At 67.0% G+C, this 18,764-nt stretch carries 23 protein-coding genes and 1 riboswitch; of the genes, 14 read left to right on the top strand and 9 right to left on the bottom strand.

Features of this window, described 5'->3' with window-relative positions; translation table 11 throughout:
* Positions 1-14 precede the first annotated feature (14 nt).
* Both cysS and rlmB read left to right on the top strand, forming a co-directional pair.
* Positions 15-1,451, top strand: a complete 1,437-nt coding sequence (gene cysS, locus A5779_RS17200) for a cysteine--tRNA ligase (RefSeq protein WP_110777409.1) — start codon at positions 15-17, stop codon at positions 1,449-1,451.
* On the top strand, positions 1,452-2,396 hold the full coding sequence (rlmB, locus tag A5779_RS17195) for a 23S rRNA (guanosine(2251)-2'-O)-methyltransferase RlmB (protein ID WP_064883901.1): 945 nt from the start codon (positions 1,452-1,454) through the stop codon (positions 2,394-2,396).
* Positions 2,397-2,469: 73 nt separating this feature from the next.
* Here rlmB and A5779_RS17190 read toward each other — a convergent pair whose 3' ends face one another.
* The 4 genes from A5779_RS17190 to mrf are packed head-to-tail and all read right to left on the bottom strand — an operon-like array spanning position 2,470 to position 6,071.
* Positions 2,470-3,705: an SLC13 family permease gene (locus A5779_RS17190; RefSeq protein ID WP_064884058.1), complete on the bottom strand. Its 1,236-nt coding sequence runs from the start codon at positions 3,703-3,705 to the stop codon at positions 2,470-2,472.
* Positions 3,702-4,625: an MBL fold metallo-hydrolase gene (locus A5779_RS17185; RefSeq protein ID WP_064883899.1), complete on the bottom strand. Its 924-nt coding sequence runs from the start codon at positions 4,623-4,625 to the stop codon at positions 3,702-3,704. The genes A5779_RS17190 and A5779_RS17185 overlap by 4 nt, the downstream gene beginning before the upstream one ends.
* A gap of 16 nt (positions 4,626-4,641) precedes the next feature.
* Complete coding sequence (locus A5779_RS17180) at positions 4,642-4,896, bottom strand: type B 50S ribosomal protein L31 (protein ID WP_064883897.1); 255 nt, start codon at positions 4,894-4,896, stop codon at positions 4,642-4,644.
* Positions 4,893-6,071 (bottom strand): ribosome hibernation factor-recruiting GTPase MRF, encoded by a 1,179-nt coding sequence (gene mrf / locus A5779_RS17175; protein WP_110777406.1) that lies wholly within the window; start codon positions 6,069-6,071, stop codon positions 4,893-4,895. Before mrf ends, A5779_RS17180 begins: the two co-directional genes overlap by 4 nt.
* Before the next feature lie 72 nt (positions 6,072-6,143).
* Here mrf and rpmB point away from each other — a divergent pair, with 72 nt between their 5' ends.
* From rpmB to A5779_RS17135, 8 genes are all read left to right on the top strand, one after another.
* A complete protein-coding gene (rpmB, locus tag A5779_RS17170; RefSeq protein ID WP_036442426.1) occupies positions 6,144-6,380 on the top strand; it encodes a 50S ribosomal protein L28 in 237 nt (78 codons plus the stop codon).
* On the top strand, positions 6,380-6,544 hold the full coding sequence (gene rpmG / locus A5779_RS17165; protein ID WP_036442423.1) for a 50S ribosomal protein L33: 165 nt from the start codon (positions 6,380-6,382) through the stop codon (positions 6,542-6,544). Before rpmB ends, rpmG begins: the two co-directional genes overlap by 1 nt.
* Positions 6,544-6,849, top strand: coding sequence for a 30S ribosomal protein S14 (gene rpsN / locus A5779_RS17160; protein ID WP_055117987.1), 306 nt, complete (start codon positions 6,544-6,546; stop codon positions 6,847-6,849). The genes rpmG and rpsN overlap by 1 nt, the downstream gene beginning before the upstream one ends.
* Positions 6,849-7,112, top strand: a complete 264-nt coding sequence (gene rpsR, locus A5779_RS17155) for a 30S ribosomal protein S18 (RefSeq protein ID WP_064883895.1) — start codon at positions 6,849-6,851, stop codon at positions 7,110-7,112. The genes rpsN and rpsR overlap by 1 nt, the downstream gene beginning before the upstream one ends.
* Positions 7,113-7,123: 11 nt before the next feature.
* Positions 7,124-7,249: riboswitch (cobalamin riboswitch) on the top strand.
* A 40-nt stretch (positions 7,250-7,289) separates the two neighbouring features.
* Positions 7,290-8,261: an ABC transporter substrate-binding protein gene (locus tag A5779_RS17150; RefSeq protein WP_064883893.1), complete on the top strand. Its 972-nt coding sequence runs from the start codon at positions 7,290-7,292 to the stop codon at positions 8,259-8,261.
* A complete protein-coding gene (locus A5779_RS17145; protein ID WP_064883891.1) occupies positions 8,258-9,277 on the top strand; it encodes a FecCD family ABC transporter permease in 1,020 nt (339 codons plus the stop codon). The genes A5779_RS17150 and A5779_RS17145 overlap by 4 nt, the downstream gene beginning before the upstream one ends.
* Before the next feature lie 35 nt (positions 9,278-9,312).
* Entirely contained in the window at positions 9,313-10,053 is a 741-nt protein-coding gene (locus A5779_RS17140; RefSeq protein WP_110777426.1) for an ABC transporter ATP-binding protein, read from the top strand.
* Complete coding sequence (locus tag A5779_RS17135) at positions 10,050-10,715, top strand: (2Fe-2S)-binding protein (protein WP_064883888.1); 666 nt, start codon at positions 10,050-10,052, stop codon at positions 10,713-10,715. The genes A5779_RS17140 and A5779_RS17135 overlap by 4 nt, the downstream gene beginning before the upstream one ends.
* Here A5779_RS17135 and A5779_RS17130 read toward each other — a convergent pair.
* Both A5779_RS17130 and A5779_RS17125 read right to left on the bottom strand, forming a co-directional pair.
* Positions 10,706-11,413 carry a TIGR03943 family putative permease subunit gene (locus A5779_RS17130; protein WP_064883886.1) on the bottom strand — a complete coding sequence of 236 codons (708 nt, stop codon included), beginning with the start codon at positions 11,411-11,413 and terminating at the stop codon, positions 10,706-10,708. The two genes, A5779_RS17135 and A5779_RS17130, sit on opposite strands and share 10 nt — an antisense overlap.
* The gene (locus A5779_RS17125; protein WP_064883884.1) at positions 11,410-12,417 is read right to left on the bottom strand and encodes a permease; all 1,008 of its coding nucleotides are present in this window, start codon (positions 12,415-12,417) and stop codon (positions 11,410-11,412) included. Before A5779_RS17125 ends, A5779_RS17130 begins: the two co-directional genes overlap by 4 nt.
* A gap of 79 nt (positions 12,418-12,496) precedes the next feature.
* Here A5779_RS17125 and A5779_RS17120 point away from each other — a divergent pair, with 79 nt between their 5' ends.
* Positions 12,497-12,781 carry a DUF1490 family protein gene (locus A5779_RS17120; protein WP_064883882.1) on the top strand — a complete coding sequence of 95 codons (285 nt, stop codon included), beginning with the start codon at positions 12,497-12,499 and terminating at the stop codon, positions 12,779-12,781.
* Between the two features lie 44 nt (positions 12,782-12,825).
* Positions 12,826-14,991: a heavy metal translocating P-type ATPase gene (locus tag A5779_RS17115; protein WP_110777421.1), complete on the top strand. Its 2,166-nt coding sequence runs from the start codon at positions 12,826-12,828 to the stop codon at positions 14,989-14,991.
* Here the strand turns inward: A5779_RS17115 and A5779_RS17110 are convergent.
* A complete protein-coding gene (locus tag A5779_RS17110) occupies positions 14,947-15,333 on the bottom strand; it encodes a hypothetical protein (protein ID WP_064883878.1) in 387 nt (128 codons plus the stop codon). The two genes, A5779_RS17115 and A5779_RS17110, sit on opposite strands and share 45 nt — an antisense overlap.
* A gap of 150 nt (positions 15,334-15,483) precedes the next feature.
* On the opposite strand from A5779_RS17110, the gene A5779_RS17105 reads away from it, so the two are divergent.
* Positions 15,484-16,365 (top strand): metal-dependent hydrolase, encoded by an 882-nt coding sequence (locus A5779_RS17105; RefSeq protein ID WP_064883876.1) that lies wholly within the window; start codon positions 15,484-15,486, stop codon positions 16,363-16,365.
* Between the two features lie 23 nt (positions 16,366-16,388).
* Here the strand turns inward: A5779_RS17105 and A5779_RS17100 are convergent, their stop codons facing one another.
* A complete protein-coding gene (locus A5779_RS17100) occupies positions 16,389-16,910 on the bottom strand; it encodes an Rv1363c family protein (protein ID WP_064883874.1) in 522 nt (173 codons plus the stop codon).
* Between the two features lie 18 nt (positions 16,911-16,928).
* The gene (locus tag A5779_RS17095) at positions 16,929-17,468 is read right to left on the bottom strand and encodes an Rv1363c family protein (RefSeq protein ID WP_064883872.1); all 540 of its coding nucleotides are present in this window, start codon (positions 17,466-17,468) and stop codon (positions 16,929-16,931) included.
* Between the two features lie 196 nt (positions 17,469-17,664).
* Between A5779_RS17095 and A5779_RS17090 the strand changes: the two genes are divergently transcribed.
* Positions 17,665-18,759: a hypothetical protein gene (locus tag A5779_RS17090; RefSeq protein ID WP_064883869.1), complete on the top strand. Its 1,095-nt coding sequence runs from the start codon at positions 17,665-17,667 to the stop codon at positions 18,757-18,759.
* Positions 18,760-18,764: the final 5 nt, after the last annotated feature.

Raw genomic sequence — 18,764 nt, 5'->3', positions numbered from 1 at the left:
TAAGCTGGCACGTCGTGACCGATCGCGCTCAAGCTGTCGGGTCGGCAACAGAGACCGGCCTGCGGCTGTACGACACCATGGCGGGTGCCGTACGGGATTTCGTACCGCTGCGGCCGGGGCACGCTTCGATCTACCTGTGCGGTGCCACCGTTCAGGGCTTACCGCACATCGGTCATGTCCGTAGCGGAGTTGCGTTCGATGTGCTGCGCCGCTGGCTGACCGCCAATGGATACGACGTTGCGTTCATCCGCAACGTCACCGACATCGACGACAAGATCCTCAACAAGGCGGCCGATGCCGGCCGGCCGTGGTGGGAGTGGGCCGCGACCTACGAGCGGGCGTTCAGCGCCGCGTATGACGCGCTGGGTGTGCTTCCGCCGTCGGCTGAGCCGCGGGCCACCGGCCACATCACCCAGATGGTCGAGCTCATCGACCGGCTGATCGAGAAGGGGCACGCGTACGCCCAGGGCGGCGACGTGTACTTCGACGTCCAGAGCCAGTCCGACTACGGTGCGCTGTCCGGTCACCGGATCGACGATGTGCACCAGGGTGAGGGTGTGGCCACGGGCAAACGCGATCAGCGCGACTTCACGCTGTGGAAGGGCGCCAAGCCGGGCGAGCCGTCGTGGCCGACGCCCTGGGGCCGGGGACGTCCCGGCTGGCACACCGAGTGCGTCGCGATGTGCGAGGCCTACCTGGGCGAGGAATTCGACATCCATGCCGGCGGCATGGACCTGATCTTCCCGCACCACGAGAACGAGATCGCCCAGGCTCGGGCCGCGGGTGACGGCTTCGCCCGGTACTGGCTGCACAACGGCTGGGTCACCATGGGCGGCGAGAAGATGAGCAAGTCGCTGGGCAACGTGCTTTCGATTCCTGCTGTGCTGCAACGGGTTCGGGCTGCCGAGCTGCGCTACTACCTGGGTAGCGCCCATTATCGGTCCATGCTGGAGTTCTCCGAGAACGCGCTGCAGGACGCGGTGAAGGCCTACAGCGGCATCGAGGACTTCCTGCACCGGGTGCGCAACCGGGTCGGCGCGGTGGCCGTCGGCGACTGGACGCCCAAGTTCGCGGCCGCACTGAACGACGACCTCGCGGTGCCGATCGCACTGGCCGAGGTGCATGCGGCGCGGGCCGAGGGCAACCGCGCGCTGGATGCCGGTGATCACGACGGCGCGATGGCGCAGGCCACCTCGATCCGCGCGATGATGGGGATCCTCGGCTGCGATCCGCTCGACGAGCGTTGGGAATCCCGCGACGAGACGTCGGCGGCGCTGGCTGCGGTGGACGAGCTGGTGCAGTGGGCGCTGGCCGGTCGGGCCGAGGCCCGGGCCAATCGGGACTGGGCCGCGGCCGATGCCATCCGGGATCGACTCAAGGCGGCAGGTATCGAGGTCACCGACACCGCCGATGGTCCACAGTGGGCACTGGTGGACGGGAACGGAGCGTAGATGGCCGGGAATTCGCAGCGGCGCGGCGCAGTGCGCAAGCCGGGCACCAAGAAGGGGCCGACCGTCGGGTCCGGCGGCGTGCGTCGCCGCGGGCTCGAAGGCCGTGGCGCCACGCCGCGGGCCGATCAGCGCCCGCACCATCCGGCTGCCAAGAAGGCCGCCAAGGCGGCGCGTCAGGCACAGGGGCGGCACAAGAAGACCGACGACACCGAGTTGGTGCTCGGCCGCAACCCGGTGGTGGAGTGCCTGCGGGCGAAGGTCCCGGCCACCGCGCTGTACGTGGCGTTGGGCACCGAGGCCGACGAGCGTCTCACCGAATCGGTGCAGATCGCCGCGGACCGCGGTATCTCGATCCTCGAGGTGCAGCGCCACGATCTGGACCGGATGAGCTCCAACGGACTGCACCAGGGCCTGGCCCTGCAGGTGCCGCCGTACAACTACGCCCACCCCGACGATCTGCTGAAGGCGGCCCGGGACTCCGGGGAGCCCGCGCTGATGGTGGCCCTGGACAACATTTCCGATCCCCGCAACCTGGGCGCCATCGTGCGTTCGGTGGCGGCGTTCGGTGGACAAGGCGTGGTGATCCCGCAGCGGCGGTCGGCTTCGGTGACCGCGGTGGCGTGGCGCACCAGTGCCGGGGCCGCGGCCCGTACTCCGGTGGCGCGGGCGACGAATCTGACTCGCACACTGAAGAGTTACGCCGACGCCGGTCTTCAGGTCGTCGGTCTCGATGCCGGCGGCGACACCACGCTGGACGAACTCGAGGGCACCGGGCCGATGGTCGTGGTGGTCGGCTCGGAGGGCAAGGGTCTGTCCCGGCTGGTCCGCGAGAACTGCGATGCGGTGGTGTCGATCCCGATGGCGGGGCCCACGGAGTCGCTGAACGCGTCGGTCGCGGCCGGTGTGGTGCTGGCTGAGATCGCCCGTCAGCGCCGAAGCCTCTGATTTGACGTTCATTCTGCGGCTACGGCGCAGAAGTGCGAGTGTGGTCAGCCCTGACCGCAGAGTCAACGCCGGACTAACCCCCGAGGACCCGCAGGCCGATCCACAGCGCGCACACACTGGCGATCAGGGTGAGCGGCACCGTCGCCAGCCCGACCCGGCTGAACTCGGTGAACCGAGCCGGCAGTCCTTCGCGATGAACCACATTGCGCCACAACAGGTTTGACAGCGATCCGACGTAGGTCAGGTTGGGGCCGATGTTGACCCCGATCAGCACGGCCAACACGGCGCCCGGACCGGCGCCGGCCACCAGTGGAAGCAGCACCAGCACCGCGGGCAGATTGTTGACCAGATTTGCCAGCACGGCCGCCACTGCCGCAAGGCCCAACAGCGCGGGTAACGAGTCGCCGACGGGAAGCACCCCACGCATCCACTCGCCCAGTCCGTTGTGCACGACCGCGTCGACCACGACACCCAGGCACAGCACGAACGCCAGGAACGGCACATTGACGGCGCGCACGATCCCGCCGATGGTGCTGCGACGCTGCGCAAGACTGCGCACGCCGAGCACCACCGCCCCGGCCAGTGCCGCCCAGGCCGGGGACACATCCAACACCGAGGTGAAGACGAAGCCCGCCAGCGTCAAACCCAGCACCACGAGCACGAACACCGGAATCTCGGGCGGCGGGGGAGTGACCTCGGCTGCCGGACGGCTCAGTTCGTGGCGGAAAAGCACACGGAGCACGACGAATTCGACGGCGACAGCAGCCAGCCAGGGCAGCGCCATCACCGCACTGAACTCGGTGAAGGACAGTCCAGCCACGGCGAAGGCCAACAGGTTGGTCAGATTCGACACCGGAAACAGCAGCGACGCGGAGTTGGCCAGGTGCGCACTGGCGTATGCGTGCGGCCGGGGCGGTATCGCGAGCGTGCGGGCGGTGGCCAGGACCACCGGTGTCAACAGCACGACGGTCGCATCCAGGCTCAGCACCGCCGTCGTCGTCGCCCCGATCAGGAACACCCGGGTCAGCAGCCGCCGGGAATCACCCCGGCTGGCCCGGGCCATCAACGTGCCCGCGGCGTGGAACAGGCCCTCGTCGTCACACAGGTGCGCCAGCACCAGTACGGCTGCGAGGAATCCGACCACGGGCAGCAGGCGATTCGCCTCGGCCAGGGCGTCGGGCCCCGAGATCACCCCGAACGCGATCAGCAGCCCCGCAGCCGGGATCGCCACGACGGCCTCGGGCCATCCTTCCGGCCGTGCCAGCGCGAACGCCAGCACAACCGCCAGGGCGATGAGCGCGAGGATCAACTGAGCCAGGGATCGGAGCGGTCCCACACCGTGGGTAGGTGCAGGCGCACTCCGTCCTGTTCGGCGAGCCGGGTCAGCACCCGCATCGACACATCGAGGTCGTCGCCCGCGTACGGCAGCGCGCGCAGTGGCTCGTGCAGCGGGCGGAAGAAATCGTCCCAGTGGATCAGCACCACCCGCCGCGCCCCGACCGCGCGCACGGTTTCGGCCCAGTAGGTCTCGAAATACTGTTCGGACTGCAGCCCCAGCTGGCCGATCCCGAGGTAGACCACTTCGGCGCGTTGCCCCGCCAGGGCGCCAGGCACCGCCCCCGCGCTGCCGACGATCAGCAGCCGGCGGTCGCTGGGCCGATGGTGCACCAGGGTGGACCAGGCTTCTCCGCACTTGTAGGCCGCGACCTTGACCGGCGGGACGACCGGTTCGGTGATGATGCCGGGGAATCGGTCCGGTGGGCAGTGTTCGGACTCGAAGAGCGTCACGTCATACGAGCCGAGGGTGACGGCTTCGCCCGGCGTGACGGTCACGATCCGATCGGGGTCCAGGCCGCCCCCGACGCCGACCTGGGCGGTGGAGCTGCCGCCCACCAACCTGGCTCCGGTCCGCTCGGCGACGACGGCTGAGTCCATGGCGTGGTCGAAGTGGCTGTGTACCGGCAGCACCGCTTCGAGCCTGTCGACGCCGAGGCGGGCCAGGCTGCCGTCGATGCGGGGCAGTGACGGCGCCAGCTTGCGCAGGACCACGCGCGGCAGTGTGGGCCGTGAGAAGAAGCCGTCGGTCAGTACTGCCGACGTGCCGTCGTCCACGAGGAGCGTGCTGACCCCCGCCCAGGTGACGGTGACCGGGGATTGCGGGGTGGCCGACGGTGCGTCGAAATACCGTGCATAGGGGGCCAGGTGGGGCCTGCCGGGCTTCAGCCGCATGGCCCCACCCTATGGGCTAGACGTGTCCGTAACGCCGCCGGAACTTCTCCACCTGCCCGGCCGAGTCGATGTGCCGGGCCGAGCCGGTCCAGAACGGGTGCGAATCGCTGGTGACGTCGACGACGATCAGCGGGTAGGTCCGGACGCCGTCCGGGGTGGGCCACTCGATCGTGCGTTCACTGGTGGCCGTCGACCGGGTCAGGAACTGGCTGCCGGTGGCGGCGTCCTGGAACACCACGGGGTGGTAGTCGGGGTGGATGTCGGCCTTCATTGGGATTCCCCTTCTGTGTGGACGGATGCTGCGGGTTCGTCGATTCCGGGCTGACAGGGTTCTTCGTGCCAGTCCCCGAACGGGTCGGGGTAATCGGCCCATTCCTCGGGTCGCGCCAGCTCGTCGTCGGTGAGCAGCGCACCGTGCAGCGCCTCGATGACGTCGCCGGGCCGGGCGCCGCAGGCCAGGACGGTCAGCGAAATGTGGCGGTCGCCGAACTGGTGGTGCCAGTCGATGGCGGCCATCGCCAGGCGTTCCGGGTCGGTGTAGGCCAGCTCGGTGGAATCCATTGCCGCGAGCCATTTTCCGGCGTTGCTGAAGTGCATTCCACCGCCTGCGGATTCGATCCACATGACGTCGGCCGGCCGATTGGCGAGCCAAGCCCGGCCGCGGGTGCGCACCACGCCCTCGAGCAGGAGGTCGACAGCGTCGTGCAGGCGCGTCGGGTGGAAAGGTCGGCGGGCGGCGAATTCGACGATGATGACCTCGTCGTCGGGTTCCAGCGGTGGTTCACCGGCCAGAAGCGGATCGTGCGGTGTCGGGGTGCGCCCGCGGGGGCTGTTCGGCTCCAGATGAGCCAGGCCGAGCTCCACCTGGTCGGGGCCCACGGTGATGCGGGCGCGGGGTGCGAGTCGGCGGAGCACCGACAGGGTGGTGGCCTCGGGCTCGTCGAGCACCAGCATGTCGGCGAACTCGGCCTGGCCGACGACCACCTGGGCGACGGTGCGTCCGTCGGGCAGTTCCTCGTCGCCGATGGACTGCTGCAGCCACACCGTGGCGTCCAGGCACGCGATCACCGCGCCGATGGTGACGTCGCGAGAGGCGGGTCCGTCGATGTAGCCGGGCCCGACGTGGACCCGGATGGTGTTGATGGCCCAGCACACGGGCTCGGCCTCCAGCCAGGGCATCAACTGCACGACGATGCGCTCCACGTCGCCACGCCGGTGCAGGCGCCGTAACAGGATCAGCAGGTCGTCGCGGACTGTGCAGGACACGCAACCGTGGGCGAGCTCGAGGGCGAGTTCGGATGTGCCGCTGCCGTCGGACACGGTCCGCAGCACCACATGGCCGTCAAAGGTGTGGCGCACGAGCACGGTTCCCGGCCTGCGGCCCAGTTCTTCTGCTACGCCGTCGCTGTCACCTTGACCGGCGATCAGCACCACAGGGGTTCGCACCGTACCTCCCGACACAGTTGTTGTTGAAAACGATTATCATTATCGTGAGGCTACCCCATCCGAAGGAGACCGATGTCTGCCCACTGCCAAGTCACCGGGCGCTCGCCCGGGTTCGGCAACACGGTGTCGCACTCGCACAAGCGCAGTCGCCGCCGCTGGAACCCCAATATCCAGACCAAGACGTACTACCTGCCGACCGAAGGGCGCAGGATCCGACTTCGCGTCAGCGCCAAGGGAATCAAGGTGATCGACCGCGACGGCATCGAGGCCGTGGTGGCCCGGTTGCGTAGCGCAGGGGAGAAGATCTGATGGCCAGCACCGATATTCGGCCGATCGTGAAGCTGAAGTCGACCGCGGGGACCGGGTACACCTACGTCACCCGCAAGAACCGCCGCAACGACCCGGACCGGATCGTGCTGCGCAAGTACGACCCCGTCATCCGCCGCCACGTCGAATTCCGTGAGGAGCGCTGATGGCCAAGCGATCCAAGATCGTCAAGAACGAGCAGCGCCGGAAGCTCGTGGAGCGCTACGCCGAACGGCGGGCCGAGCTCAAAGAGGCCATCCGCAATCCGGAGAGCACGCGTGAGCAGAAGGCCGCGGCGGTGTCGGCGCTGCAACGGTTGCCGCGCGATTCCAGCCCGGTCCGATTGCGCAACCGGGACGCGGTCGACGGGCGACCACGTGGGCATCTGCGCAAGTTCGGCCTGTCGCGAGTCCGGGTGCGCGAACTGGCGCACCGCGGTGAACTGCCCGGCGTACGGAAGTCGAGTTGGTGATGGCGGCGAATTCCCGGAAGAACAACAAGAAGCGGCCGCCGGCCATCGATCTCAAGAAGCCGAGGCGCAATCAGCTGAAGGCCCTCGGGGTGACCGAGGTCGACTACAAGGACGTCCACCTGCTGCGCACGTTCATCAGCGAGCGGGGCAAGATCCGGTCCCGGCGCATCACCGGGCTCACCCCGCAGCAACAGCGCCAGGTCGCCACGGCGATCAAGAACGCCAGGGAGATGGCGCTGCTGCCAGTCGTCGGGCCGGCCTGACCTACCATCGACGGCGATAGGGCGACTGCGGATCGTGGAAGCCGGTGTGAATCCGGCGCGGTCCCGCCACTGTGATCGATCGACCAGTTCTTGCTGGTCGTCGAGAGCCAGATACACACCGCAGTCGCCACCTCGCACGCACTGGGGCGGATCTCCCCGGAGAGGATGGGTACGCCCATGGCTGCTCGTTGGCTGACCGCCGGACTGGCATCGGTGCTACTGGTATCGGGGTGCGCCTCGACCGCGGCGCCCGACACCGCAGGCGGCGCCCCACCGGGATTCCCGGTCACCGTGGACAATTGCGGCGTCAGCTCGACCTATGAACATCCGCCTACTCGCGCAGTCGCGCTCAACCAGCACGCGATCGAGGTGCTGTTGGCGCTGGGCCTGGAGAATTCCATGGCCGGCACGTCCTATCTCGACGATCGGATCCTGCCCGAGTACCAGGCCGCCTACGACAGTATTCCGGTACTGGCCAAGGAGTACCCGTCCTACGAGTCGTTGCTGGCCACCGAACCCGATTTCGTCTACGGCGGCTGGGACAGCGCGTTCGACGAGAAGGAGGGCCGTGGTCGGCAGCGGCTGGCCGATGCCGGGGTCCACACCTACCTCAACATCGAGGATTGCCGGGACGAGCCCGTGACGATGTCGGCCGTGGACGACGAAATCCGGACTATCGGAGACATTTTCGGTGTCCCCGACCGCGCCGAGCAGCAGCTCGAGAAGCTCCACGGCGAGTTGGCGCAGTCCGAGGCGAAACTACGCGGGACCCAGCCGATACGCGTCGCTGTCTATGACAGTGGCGAGGCAACGGTGTTCACCTCGGGCGGCAAAGGCATCGGCAACCTGATGATCGAAGAGGCCGGCGGAGCCAACGTGTTCGCCGATGTCCCCAAGGTTTGGGCTGACGTGTCGTTCGAGCAGTTCGCCGAGCGCGCACCCGAGGTCATCGTGATCTATGACTACGGGGATCGGCCGGTCGAGGACAAGAAGCGATTCCTCACCGAGCATCCTCTGCTGCAGCATGTTCCGGCTGTCGAGCAGCAGAGGTTCGCCGTGCTTCCGCTGTCATCGGTGGTCGTCGGCGTGCGGGTGGGCCGGGCGGTGGAGTCGCTGGCGCGACAGCTGCACCCGGACCGGTTTGCGTGATTCCCTACCGGCTGGTCCTCGCCGGGTTGGCGGGGCTGCTGCTGACGACGATGACCGCCGGGGTCGCCGTCGGTTCGGTCTCGATCCCGCCGGGGCAGGTGTGGGCCATCGTGTTGCACTCCGTGCATCCGGGCCTCGTCGAGCAGAGTTGGCCTGCGGTCCGGGAATCCATCGTGCTCGACGCCCGGCTGCCGCGCGTCGTGCTGGGGGCGGTGGTCGGTGCCGGCCTGGCGGCGTGCGGGATGGCGTTGCAGGCCGTGGTGCGCAACCCGCTTGCCGATCCGATGCTGCTGGGTGTCTCCTCGGGAGCATCGGTCGGCGCCGTCGCAATGCTCGTGTTCGGTGCGGGCGCGCTGCAGGCGCTGACCTTGCCACTGGCGGCCTTCCTCGGGGCCTTCCTCGCACTCGTTGCGGTTTACGTCCTGGCTCGTTCGGGTGGGCGGATGACGACCGTGCGGTTGGTTTTGGCCGGCGTGGCGGTGGCCGAAGTGCTGTCCGCGCTGGCCAGCCTGATGATCGTGACTTCTGACGATCCGCACAAGACACAGTCGGCGGTGCGGTGGATGCTCGGCGGCCTGGGCGGGACCACCTGGCGCATGGTCTGGGTGCCCGCGCTGGCTGTGTTCCTCGGCGTATTGGTGCTCTTGGCCTTCACCCGATCGCTGAACCTGCTCTACACCGGTGAGGAGGCGGCTGCCTCGCTGGGGCTCGATGTCCACCGGTTCCGGGCCGGGATGTTCGTCGTCGTGGCGCTGATGGTCGGCGCCATGGTCGCGGTCAGCGGCACGATCGGATTCGTCGGGCTGATCATGCCGCATGTGGTGCGGCTGCTGGTCGGGGCCGACCACCGCAAGGCGCTGCCGGCTGCCGCATTGCTGGGGGCGGCATTCCTGGTGTCGTGCGACATCGTGGCCAGGACCGTGGCCACCCCGGAGGAACTGCCCGTCGGGATCCTGACCGCACTGGTCGGCGGGCCGTTCTTCCTGTGGCTGATGCGACGAAAGGCCGGGGTGTGACGGTAGAGGTGGTGTTCGACGCGGTGTCGGTGTCGATGCGCGGCAAGCCGGTGGTCACCGATGTCTCGCTGGCAGTGGCCGCAGGTGAGGTGCTGGCCGTGGTCGGCCCGAACGGGGCGGGAAAGACGACGTTGCTGCGCACGCTGTACCGGGCTCTGCGGCCGAGTGCCGGACGGGTGCTGGTCGACGGCACCGACGTGTGGAAGATTCCGGGCAAGCAGGCCGCGCGCCGGGTGGCGGCGGTATTACAGGAAGCCACCGGCGATTTCGAACTCACCGTGTACGACATGGTCGCGATGGGCCGCACACCGTACAAGCGGTCCTTCGCGGCCGACAGCCGTGAGGACCGCGAGATCATCGGCGGGGCGATGGCGGCACTGGACATCGCGGACCTGAGCGGCGCCGATTATGGTCGGCTTTCCGGCGGGCAGAAGCAACGGGTGCTCATCGCTCGCGCGCTGGCCCAGCGCACCGACGTCATCGTGCTCGACGAACCCACGAACCACCTCGATCTGCGTCATCAGCACGAGGCCCTGCGCCTGCTGCGGGACACGGGAGCGACGGTGATCGCCGCACTGCACGACCTGAATCTCGCTGCCGCGTATTGCGATCGGATCTGTGTGCTCGACGGCGGAGAAGTGGTGACGATCGGGACCCCGGTGGAGGTCCTCACCGTGGATTTGCTTGCCGACGTGTACGGGGTCGCCGCCCGCATCACCGTCGACGCAGGCAGGCCTCAGGTCGGCGTTGTGCCCAGGGCGGTGGCGACATCGTGAACATCGGTACCCAACTCGGCGAAATCGCCTTGCTCGGAGGGTTCTTCGCGATCACCGTCGGTGGCGACCCGGCCGGCTGGGTTCCGGTGCAACGCTGCTATGACGACGGCTGCGCGGACCTCGTCGCCAAGACCACGGCCGGATACCGCACGACGGATCTGCGTATCGGTGCCTCCCTGGTTCAGTTCAGCCACGCATCGCGGTTGTGGTCACCGCTGCTGGCCGGTGCGCTGCAGTACGGAGTGCTGCCCGAGCTGACCGATCTGCAGCGTCGTTCCACCAGTACCGAGCTCCGGCTGCCGATGGCCGTGGGCACACCCGTCGACGGCGCACTGCCACAGCAGCTGTACCGACTGGTGATCACCGAGCACCTGGAGCCGCTGGCCGCCGGGCTCAAGGTCAAGATGGCGTCGGGGCTGCTCTACGGCAATGCCGCTGCCGCTCTGGTGGCGGCCGCACATGAGCTGGCCGGGGCCCGACCGGATTTACGTGACGACGTGCGGGACGTCACCGAATCATTGTTGACCACGGGAGAATTGGTCGGGGCGGGCGACCTGACCGGGCTGACATTCCGCCGCCGCAGCTGCTGCCTCTACTACCGGGTGCCCGGCGGTTCCAACTGCGGGGACTGTGCACTGACGAGACCGCGCGGTCAGGCGTAGGGCCGTGCCGGCGGCTCGGTACGGACCGCGCTCAGGGCAGTCATCGTCGGAATACTGCCTCGGCTCGAATCGCTTTGTCCCGCGGGGATCGTGCCCTCGACTTTGATCCAGGTGTTCTCCGGATACTCGGCCAACTGATTGGCAGCCGGCCCGGACAGGTGGATGCGGGCCAGCTGAGCGTCTGCGGCACAACAGATGATCACCACTCGGGCCAGATCTGTGCGCTCACCGTCACGCATCGTGAAACCGGAGACGGTCACGGTTCGGCCATCGAGGGTGCCTGCACTGTCTTGAGCCACTCGCGTCAGCACGTCGGGCAGCGAGATTTCCGGTGCCCGGCCGTCGGGAAGGGGAGGGAAAGCGCGCCTCAGCACATCGGTGGAGACTTCGGACACCGACGCGGCCTGCGGGCGGATCGCCGGTGGCACGACGAATGCCAGCAGCGCGATCGGGATCAGCAGCAGCCAGGCCGTACCCCGTCGGTGGGAATGGTCGTGATGCGCGGGTTCCTCGTCGCGACCGTGCCGGATATCGGCCACGATCGATGCCAGGGCCAGCACGATCAGCAGCACGGAGGTGGCGGCCAGGTAGGGAAGCAGCGACGGTTTCACGTACCGGGTGAAGGCGCCGGTGAGTGTGATGATCGCCGTGCTGACGCCGATCAGCAGCAGCAAGGCGTTCTCAGTTTCCCGGCTCACTGCGGTCCCACGATCAGCAGTCCGACACCGGTCGCGACGAGCGTGGCGACCAGGAACGTCACGGGCGCGAAGCGAATCGCGAAGGCCCGGCCGAACATTCCGGCCTGCATCGCGAACAGCTTGATATCGACGGCGGGCCCGACCACCAGGAACACCAGTCGCGGCAGCAGCGGCAGCATGGTCAGGCTGGCCGCGACGAAGGCGTCGGCCTCCGAACACAACGCCAGCACCACGGCGAGCAGGGCCATGGTGATGACGCCCAGGATCATCTGGCCGGCCAGATGCTCGTACACCCAGGTCGGCACGAGTACGTGCAGGGCCGCTGCGGCGGCCGCCCCGACAACCAGGTACGAGCATGCCGACAGGAAATCGTGTCGGGCGGCTTCGGTGAACAGCAGCCACTTCGAGCCGTCGCTGTGGTGAGGTCGCGGCAGTCTGCGGGTGATCCATTCCGGGCGGCCGAACCGGGCCCATGCGACTCCCATGATCAGCGCGGTACACAGCGAGGCCACGCACCTGGCGACAACCATCTGTGGATGACCGGGAAACGCGACGGCGGTTGCCACCAGCACGACTGGATTGATGGCCGGTGCCGCGAGCATGAACGTCAGCGCCGCCGCGCCCACCGCGCCGCCCGTGTCATCTCCGAAAAGTCGGCGTGCCACCGGAACCGACCCGCATTCGCACCCAGGTAGCGCCGCGCCACCGATACCCGCGGCCAGGATTGCCGTGCCGGTGCGTCGCGGCAGCCACCGGGCCAACCGGTCGGGTGTCGCGAAGACCGCGATCAGGCCGCTGATCACCACCCCGAGCGCCAGAAACGGCAACGCCTGGACGAACACGCCGCAGAACACCGTGGCCGCAGTCGCCACGTCGGGGGTGCCGTCGACGAAACTGCGCATGGCGTTGCCTGCCAGGGCCAACGCGATGATCCCGAACACCAGCACCTGCATGGATGTCGGTCGCCAGCGCAATGCTGCCGATGTCATGGCCACGGCGGACATGATGCCAGCCCCAGGTGGGAACCAGCTGGGCGGGATGCAAATGACTATCATTTTCATCGGGTGGGGCTAGGCTGGGCACATGGTGTGGCATGGCTTGCTTGCGAAGGCAGCGACAACGGTCGTCACCGGCGCGGTCGGGGTGGCGGCATACGACGGCTTACGTAAGGCCGTGGCCAAGGCGCCGATTCGGGAAGCTGCGGTGACGACGACCGCGTGGGCGTTGCGCGGTGCCCGCAAAGCCGAAGAAGGCGCCGAGTCGGCCCGCCTGAAAGTCGCCGATGTGATGGCGGAGGCGCGCGAACGGATCGGCGAGGAAGTACCGCCTCCCGCCGTCGCCGATGCCGGGCATTCGCACGACCACTGAGTGCTGTGGCCACTCTCGAGGTCGTATCCGACGCCGCAGGCCGGATGCGCGTGCACGCGCCCTGGTTCCGGGGTGACTCGCTTCGCGCCGTCGCGATAGAGGATGCCGTCGATCAGGTGCCAGGTGTGCGGGCCGTTCATGCCTACCCACGGACTGCTTCTGTCGTGGTGTGGTACTCGCCGAAGCGTTGTGACCGCAGCGCGGTCATGACCGCGATGTCGACGGCGGGTGAGGTTGCCCGGCATCTGGTTCCAGTTCGGACACCCCGATCGGCTGACATCCATAACGGCGACATCGTCCGAATGACATTGGGCGCGTTGGCCTTGGCGCTGCTGGGAGTGCGGCGATACATATTTGCCAGGCCGCCGTTGCTCGGGCCGACGAGTCGGATGTTTGCAACCGGAGCGACGATCGTGACGGGTTACCCCTTCTTGCGGGGCGCGTTGCGGACGCTGGCCGGAAACCGCAGTGCGGGCACCGACGTTCTCGTCTCGGCTGCCACCGTGGCCAGTCTGGTGCTGCGGGAAAACGTCGTAGCGCTGACCGTCCTGTGGCTGCTCAACATCGGTGAGTATCTGCAGGATCTCACTCTGCGCCGCACCCGCCGGGCAATCGCCAATCTGCTGCAGGGCACACAGGACACGGTGTGGTTGCGGCTCGCCGACGGCACCGAGGTCGAGGTGCCCATCGACGGGGTGCGGGTCGGTGACGAGGTGGTGGTCCACGAGCAGGTCGCCATTGCCGTCGACGGGGTGGTGAGCGAAGGCGAGGCCATCGTCGACCAGTCGGCGATCACCGGCGAGCACCTGCCGGTGGCGGTGACCACGGGAAGTCAGGTCTACGCGGGTTCGGTGGTGGTCCGCGGGAGGTTGGTCATCACTGCCGAAGCAGTCGGCCGCCACACCACGATCGGGCGCATCATCAGCCGGGTCGAGGAAGCGCAGCAGCACCGGGCGCCCATTCAGACTGTCGGTGAGAACTTTTCGCGACGCTTTGTGCCTGCCTCCTTCGTGTTGTCGGCGCTGACCCTGGTGATCACCAGGGATGTGCGTCGCGCGATGACGATGCTGCTGGTGGCCTGCCCCTGTGCGGTGGGTCTGGCGACACCGACGGCTATCAGCGCCGCGATCGGGAACGGCGCCCGGCGCGGCATTCTCATCAAGGGTGGCTCACATCTCGAGGAGGCCGGTCGGGTCGATGCGATGGTGTTCGACAAGACGGGCACGCTGACGATCGGACGCCCGATTGTCACCAATGTGGTTGCCTTCCATAAAGACTGGGAGCCCGAGCAAGTTCTGGCCTATGCGGCGAGTTCGGAGATCCACGCACGGCATCCGTTGGCCGACGCCGTGCTGAGGTCTACCAAGGAACGCCACATCGAGATACCCCCGCACCAGGAGTGCGAGGTCCTTGTCGGACTCGGCATGCGGACCAGGGCCGATGGGCGAACGTTGCTACTGGGCAGTCCGTCGCTGCTGGCTCAGGAGAAGGTCAGGGTGACCAAGCGGGCTTCGGAATGGGTGGGCAAACTTCGCCGGAGTGCCGAGACCCCGCTGCTGCTGGCTGTCGACGGAAAACTCGTCGGCCTGATCGGATTGCGGGACGAGATCCGGCCCGAGGCTGCCGAGGTTCTGCGGGAGCTGAGGGCGACCGGTATCCGCCGGATGGTGATGCTGACCGGCGACCATCCCGACGCCGCGGCGGCCGTCGCCGACGAACTCGGTATCACCGAATGGCGCGCCGAGGTGATGCCCGAAGACAAACTCGCGGTCGTGCGTGAACTCCACGCCGAGGGGCATACCGTGGCGGTGATCGGCGACGGGGTCAACGATGCACCCGCACTCGCCGCGGCCGACATCGGTATCGCGATGGGCCTCGGTGGCACCGATGTGGCGGTCGAGACCGCCGACGTGGCACTGGCCAGTGATGATCTGCGCCGGCTGATCGATGTTCGCGCCCTCGGTGGTCGGGCGGTGGACGTGATCCAGCAGAACTATGCGATGTCGATCGCCGTGAATGCAGTCGGGCTACTCATCGGGGCGGGTGGCGCGCTGTCGCCGGTTCTTGCCGCGGTCCTGCACAACGCATCGTCGGTGGCCGTGGTGGCCAACAGTGCCCGGCTGATCCGTTATGAGCTCGGCCAGCAGCAGCCGCGTCAAGGTTGCTCAGTTGCGAGCACTCACCCGGACGAGGCGCCGATCAGCTCGTAGGCGCTCCGGCAGGTTCGTGCGGTCCCAACGCCCCGCCGCGATCCAGTCGCACGCATCCCGCGCATCGGCTTCGTTGCCGATCGGCCCGACCCAGATCGCAGCCGCGCTGGGAACCCGTTCTGCCGAACAGGGTTGCAGTACGAGCACCGGGCTGAGATCGGCACTTCTGGCAGCGCAGGTGAACGTGCCCAGCAGACATTGGGTGCTCAGCAACACTCCGTGTGGGCAGCCTCGTACGACGTTCCGCAACATGCGGAACAGTGGCGATTGCGGATCGGACGACGAGCAGCGCATGCAGACGGCGACGGTGAACGGTTCGCAGGTGTAGACCTGCCACGACATACGGACACCTTTCCATGGCGGCCCGGTCAGGCCCCTGTTGTTGAAAATCATTTTCAACTGGACGATTCCACGCTACAGTGCGGACCACGGCTTGTCGAAAATCATTTTCAATAAGTCGTGGGTGGGTGGCATACTTCCGAAGGGATCGCAATGGGGAATGGCCGTTCCGGCTCTGCGCCGAAACCAGTTGCCACACGGAGGATCTCATTTTCTTTCGACCCCACGTCGCCCTCGCGACGCCATTTCGTCGCCGGCGACATCGCACTGAGTCATCTGGTCGCGCTCCTGTCTGGATTCTTCCCGTCGGGAGAGGAGTTCTTCATCCACTCCGTCCGCAGCTACCGCGACCAGATCGACGACCCGTGGCTCAAAGCCCAGGTCGCCGGTTTCATCGGTCAAGAGATGACGCACGGGTTGCAGCATCGTGCGTTGAACGTGGAACTGATCAGAATGGGCTACTGGGCCACCGGCGGTATTGACCGGCTCGGCGCCAAGCTGGTCAAAAGTTTTGAGCGGCAGCATGACCGGTTGCCGAGCGTCGTTGTGAGATTCGCGTTGGCTGCTACGGCCGCTGTCGAGCACCTGACCGCGGTGCTGGGCGCTCAGGTGTTGGATACGCCCTGGATTCAGCGGCAGCTGACCGATCCCGAGGTTCGGGCCATGCTGAATTGGCACGCGATCGAGGAGATGGAGCACAAAGCCGTGGCGTTCGACGTGTACCGGCACGTCGGTGGGACCGAGCGGATGCGCCGGGCAGCCATGGCCACCGTGCTGTTTCTGTTCCTCACCAGAGCCGTCGTGCTGCTCTTGTCCGTGGGCTCCGACAGCTGGGCCTGGCGCCATCCTGCCCGGACCCTCCAAAGCCTTGCCGCGTTACCGCGCTCACCGCTGTTCTCCGGAGTGCTGCCGCAGATTCGGCGGTACTTCACAGCAGGGTTCCATCCCGACGACATCGATGACAGTGAGCTACTCGATCGCTGGCGCGACCGCTACTTCGGCGGCGACGGTGCCCTGCTGGATCATCTGCGGTAGCGCCGGACAATGGCACGGCGTCGTCAAGGGAGTTCCACTTTGCTTGCGAGCCAACGTCCGTCGATCTTCTTCATGGTCATCCGGATCCTGCTGCGGTCCAGTCGCGGTTGGGGGTTGGCGGAGTTGCTCACCGATTGGTCGACGAAAAGCAGGACCTCGACGGTGTCGGGCGTGGCCGACTTGACGGCCGATTCCAGCACCATGCCGTGTGCCACGGCCTTGTGCTCGGTGAGCAGCCTGCGCAGCTGTTCGCTGGACTTCGCGTACTGGTCCTTGAATTCACCGGTCGAGCCGTCGGCTGCCGACCTGAAGTTCTCGTCGAGGCGGGCGCCGTCGATGTTGGTCAGCACGCCGACGAATCGCTGCGCTGCTCCCAGGCCCTCGTGTGCGGCGATGGCGTTGTCCCGCTGCTGCTTCCACTGCCACCCGACGAACGTGGATCCGGCGAGGATTGCGATGGCGACCAGGCCGGTGAGTGCCCTGCGCACCGGGTGTGCCGAGCTGCGCGCATCCGGTGCGATGTCTACGTCGGTCTGTTCGGTCATTTGTGCTCCTGTCCCGGTCTAGAGAAGCTCGACCTTGGCGGCGAGCCAACGTCCATCGACGTTCTTCATGGTGAGCTTCATCCGGCTGCGGTCGATTCGGGCATCGGGCAGGGCTGCGTTGGTCACCGTCTGGTCGACCATCAGGAGGACGATGACTTCGTCGGTGGACTTGGACTTGATCGCCGAATCCACCACGGTCCCATGCGCCGTCGCCTTGTTGTCGATGAGAAGCCTTCGTAGCTGAACGCTCGACTGTGTGTACATGTCCTTGAACTCGCCGGTGGCGCCGTCGAGGATGTCGGTGAAGTTCGTGTCGACCCGGTTGCTGTCGATGCTTGTCAGCGTTTCGGCATAGGCCGTCGCCGCCGCCAGTGCCCGGTGGCCCGCCGCGTCGACCTTCCGGTGCTGCCACACCTGGGAGCCCAGCAGTGCCGAGGCCGCTGTGGCGACGACGAGGACGGCCGCGCCTGCGGCCACCGACAGTCGGCCGAGTCGGCTCGTTCCCGGTCCGTCGTCACCGACCGGGGCGATGGTGTCGTCGTCGATCGTTGCCGTCACGGTGTGTTCCTCGTCGAATCTCGGTTCCGGGCAGGCTTTTACCGCACCCGTGTGGCGGGCGCCACATTTCGGCAACCCCGGTGAAATCGGCGTTGACAGGGGCTGGCGCCCACCCTACGTTATGTCGATAACGATAACCATTTTCATTAGAGGCCGGCAGTCGAGGCTACGAGGAGGGGTTGGGATGGCCGCTGGAATGCCCATCGGGACGGCCGGTGTCGCCACGGACACTCGTCAACCGCGACCGAAAGACGGCGAACATCAGCCGGGCTGGTTCGTCAGCCGCCGAGTCGACATCTACTTCGTCTTCGGGCTGGGTGCACTGCTGTCGGCGATCCTGTTCGCAGCGGAGAGTCACAAGGGCGTATTTCTGGTTGGGGCGGTGGCATTTTCGCTCCTGTCAGACCTGCCGCACGTGCTGACCACGACGGTGCGGGTGTGGCTCGATCCCCGGGAGCGATCGCGGTACCGCGTGCACTACCTGCTGAGCTTCGCCGTCGTCGCGACGATCGTCGGAGTGCTCTGGTTCGGTGGCTGGCTGGTGCCGTTGTTGGCAATCTGGGCGTACTGGCAGGTCTTTCACGTCCTCAAGCAGCACTTCGGGATCATGAACATCTACGCATCGAAGAACGGGTACAAGGGACCGCGAAACCGGCTGAAGTACGCGCTGTATGCGACCTGCCTGGCGCCGGTTCTCTACCGGGCGAGCCACGGACTGCACTTCTCGGAGTACGAGGTGTTCGGCCACAGGTTGCCGTTTTCGAACCTGAGTGTGCCGGTGCCGCCGATTCCCAATGCGCTCATCGTGATCGCTTACGCGGTCGCCGCGGTACTGCTCGCCTTGGCGGTCGCCGAGCAGGTCAGGCTGCGCCGCGACGGGCAGACGACGCTGCCTCCCATGGCGGTGGCCACATTCATCATCGCCGCGCTGTCCTACAACCTGTCCTACCTGCTGGTGTCGGATCTGTTCGCCCTCATCCTGATCGCCACCACCACCCACAGCCTGCAGTACCACCTGATCAACTGGACGCGGAACAACACCCGCTTCGCGGCCTCGCAGGATCCGCGCGAGAAGAAGCTGCTGCTGGCCCGGCTGTCGACGCGTAAGGCACTTCCGCTCTACGTGGCGGGTCTGGCATTGCTGGGCATCCTCGCCGGACAGCTGGACACCGTCATCTTCGCCGTCCCGCTGATGTTCGTGCTGCATCACTTCTACATGGACGGCGCGCTCTGGAAGAGCAAGGGAAATCCGGAACTGGCGTACGACCTGGGAATCGTTCGTGCCAAGTGACCTGA

This window comes from Mycolicibacterium peregrinum, assembly GCF_001665625.1.
Classification (GTDB): Bacteria; Actinomycetota; Actinomycetes; order Mycobacteriales; family Mycobacteriaceae; genus Mycobacterium; species Mycobacterium peregrinum_B.
This window is presented reverse-complemented; position numbering and strand designations above follow the sequence as displayed.

What these genes read in the sequence shown, in the direction of transcription:
- rlmB (WP_064883901.1), top strand. Translation starts at nt 1,452, where the DNA reads ATGGCCGGGAATTCGCAGCGGCGCGGCGCAGTGCGCAAGCCGGGCACC.
- A5779_RS17185 (WP_064883899.1), bottom strand. Translation starts at nt 4,625, where the DNA reads ATGCGGCTGAAGCCCGGCAGGCCCCACCTGGCCCCCTATGCACGGTAT.
- A5779_RS17180 (WP_064883897.1), bottom strand. Translation starts at nt 4,896, where the DNA reads ATGAAGGCCGACATCCACCCCGACTACCACCCCGTGGTGTTCCAGGAC.
- rpmB (WP_036442426.1), top strand. Translation starts at nt 6,144, where the DNA reads ATGTCTGCCCACTGCCAAGTCACCGGGCGCTCGCCCGGGTTCGGCAAC.
- rpmG (WP_036442423.1), top strand. Translation starts at nt 6,380, where the DNA reads ATGGCCAGCACCGATATTCGGCCGATCGTGAAGCTGAAGTCGACCGCG.
- rpsN (WP_055117987.1), top strand. Translation starts at nt 6,544, where the DNA reads ATGGCCAAGCGATCCAAGATCGTCAAGAACGAGCAGCGCCGGAAGCTC.
- rpsR (WP_064883895.1), top strand. Translation starts at nt 6,849, where the DNA reads ATGGCGGCGAATTCCCGGAAGAACAACAAGAAGCGGCCGCCGGCCATC.
- A5779_RS17150 (WP_064883893.1), top strand. Translation starts at nt 7,290, where the DNA reads ATGGCTGCTCGTTGGCTGACCGCCGGACTGGCATCGGTGCTACTGGTA.
- A5779_RS17140 (WP_110777426.1), top strand. Translation starts at nt 9,313, where the DNA reads ATGCGCGGCAAGCCGGTGGTCACCGATGTCTCGCTGGCAGTGGCCGCA.
- A5779_RS17125 (WP_064883884.1), bottom strand. Translation starts at nt 12,417, where the DNA reads ATGTCCGCCGTGGCCATGACATCGGCAGCATTGCGCTGGCGACCGACA.
- A5779_RS17120 (WP_064883882.1), top strand. Translation starts at nt 12,497, where the DNA reads ATGGTGTGGCATGGCTTGCTTGCGAAGGCAGCGACAACGGTCGTCACC.
- A5779_RS17115 (WP_110777421.1), top strand. Translation starts at nt 12,826, where the DNA reads ATGCGCGTGCACGCGCCCTGGTTCCGGGGTGACTCGCTTCGCGCCGTC.
- A5779_RS17110 (WP_064883878.1), bottom strand. Translation starts at nt 15,333, where the DNA reads ATGTCGTGGCAGGTCTACACCTGCGAACCGTTCACCGTCGCCGTCTGC.
- A5779_RS17105 (WP_064883876.1), top strand. Translation starts at nt 15,484, where the DNA reads ATGGGGAATGGCCGTTCCGGCTCTGCGCCGAAACCAGTTGCCACACGG.
- A5779_RS17100 (WP_064883874.1), bottom strand. Translation starts at nt 16,910, where the DNA reads ATGACCGAACAGACCGACGTAGACATCGCACCGGATGCGCGCAGCTCG.
- A5779_RS17090 (WP_064883869.1), top strand. Translation starts at nt 17,665, where the DNA reads ATGCCCATCGGGACGGCCGGTGTCGCCACGGACACTCGTCAACCGCGA.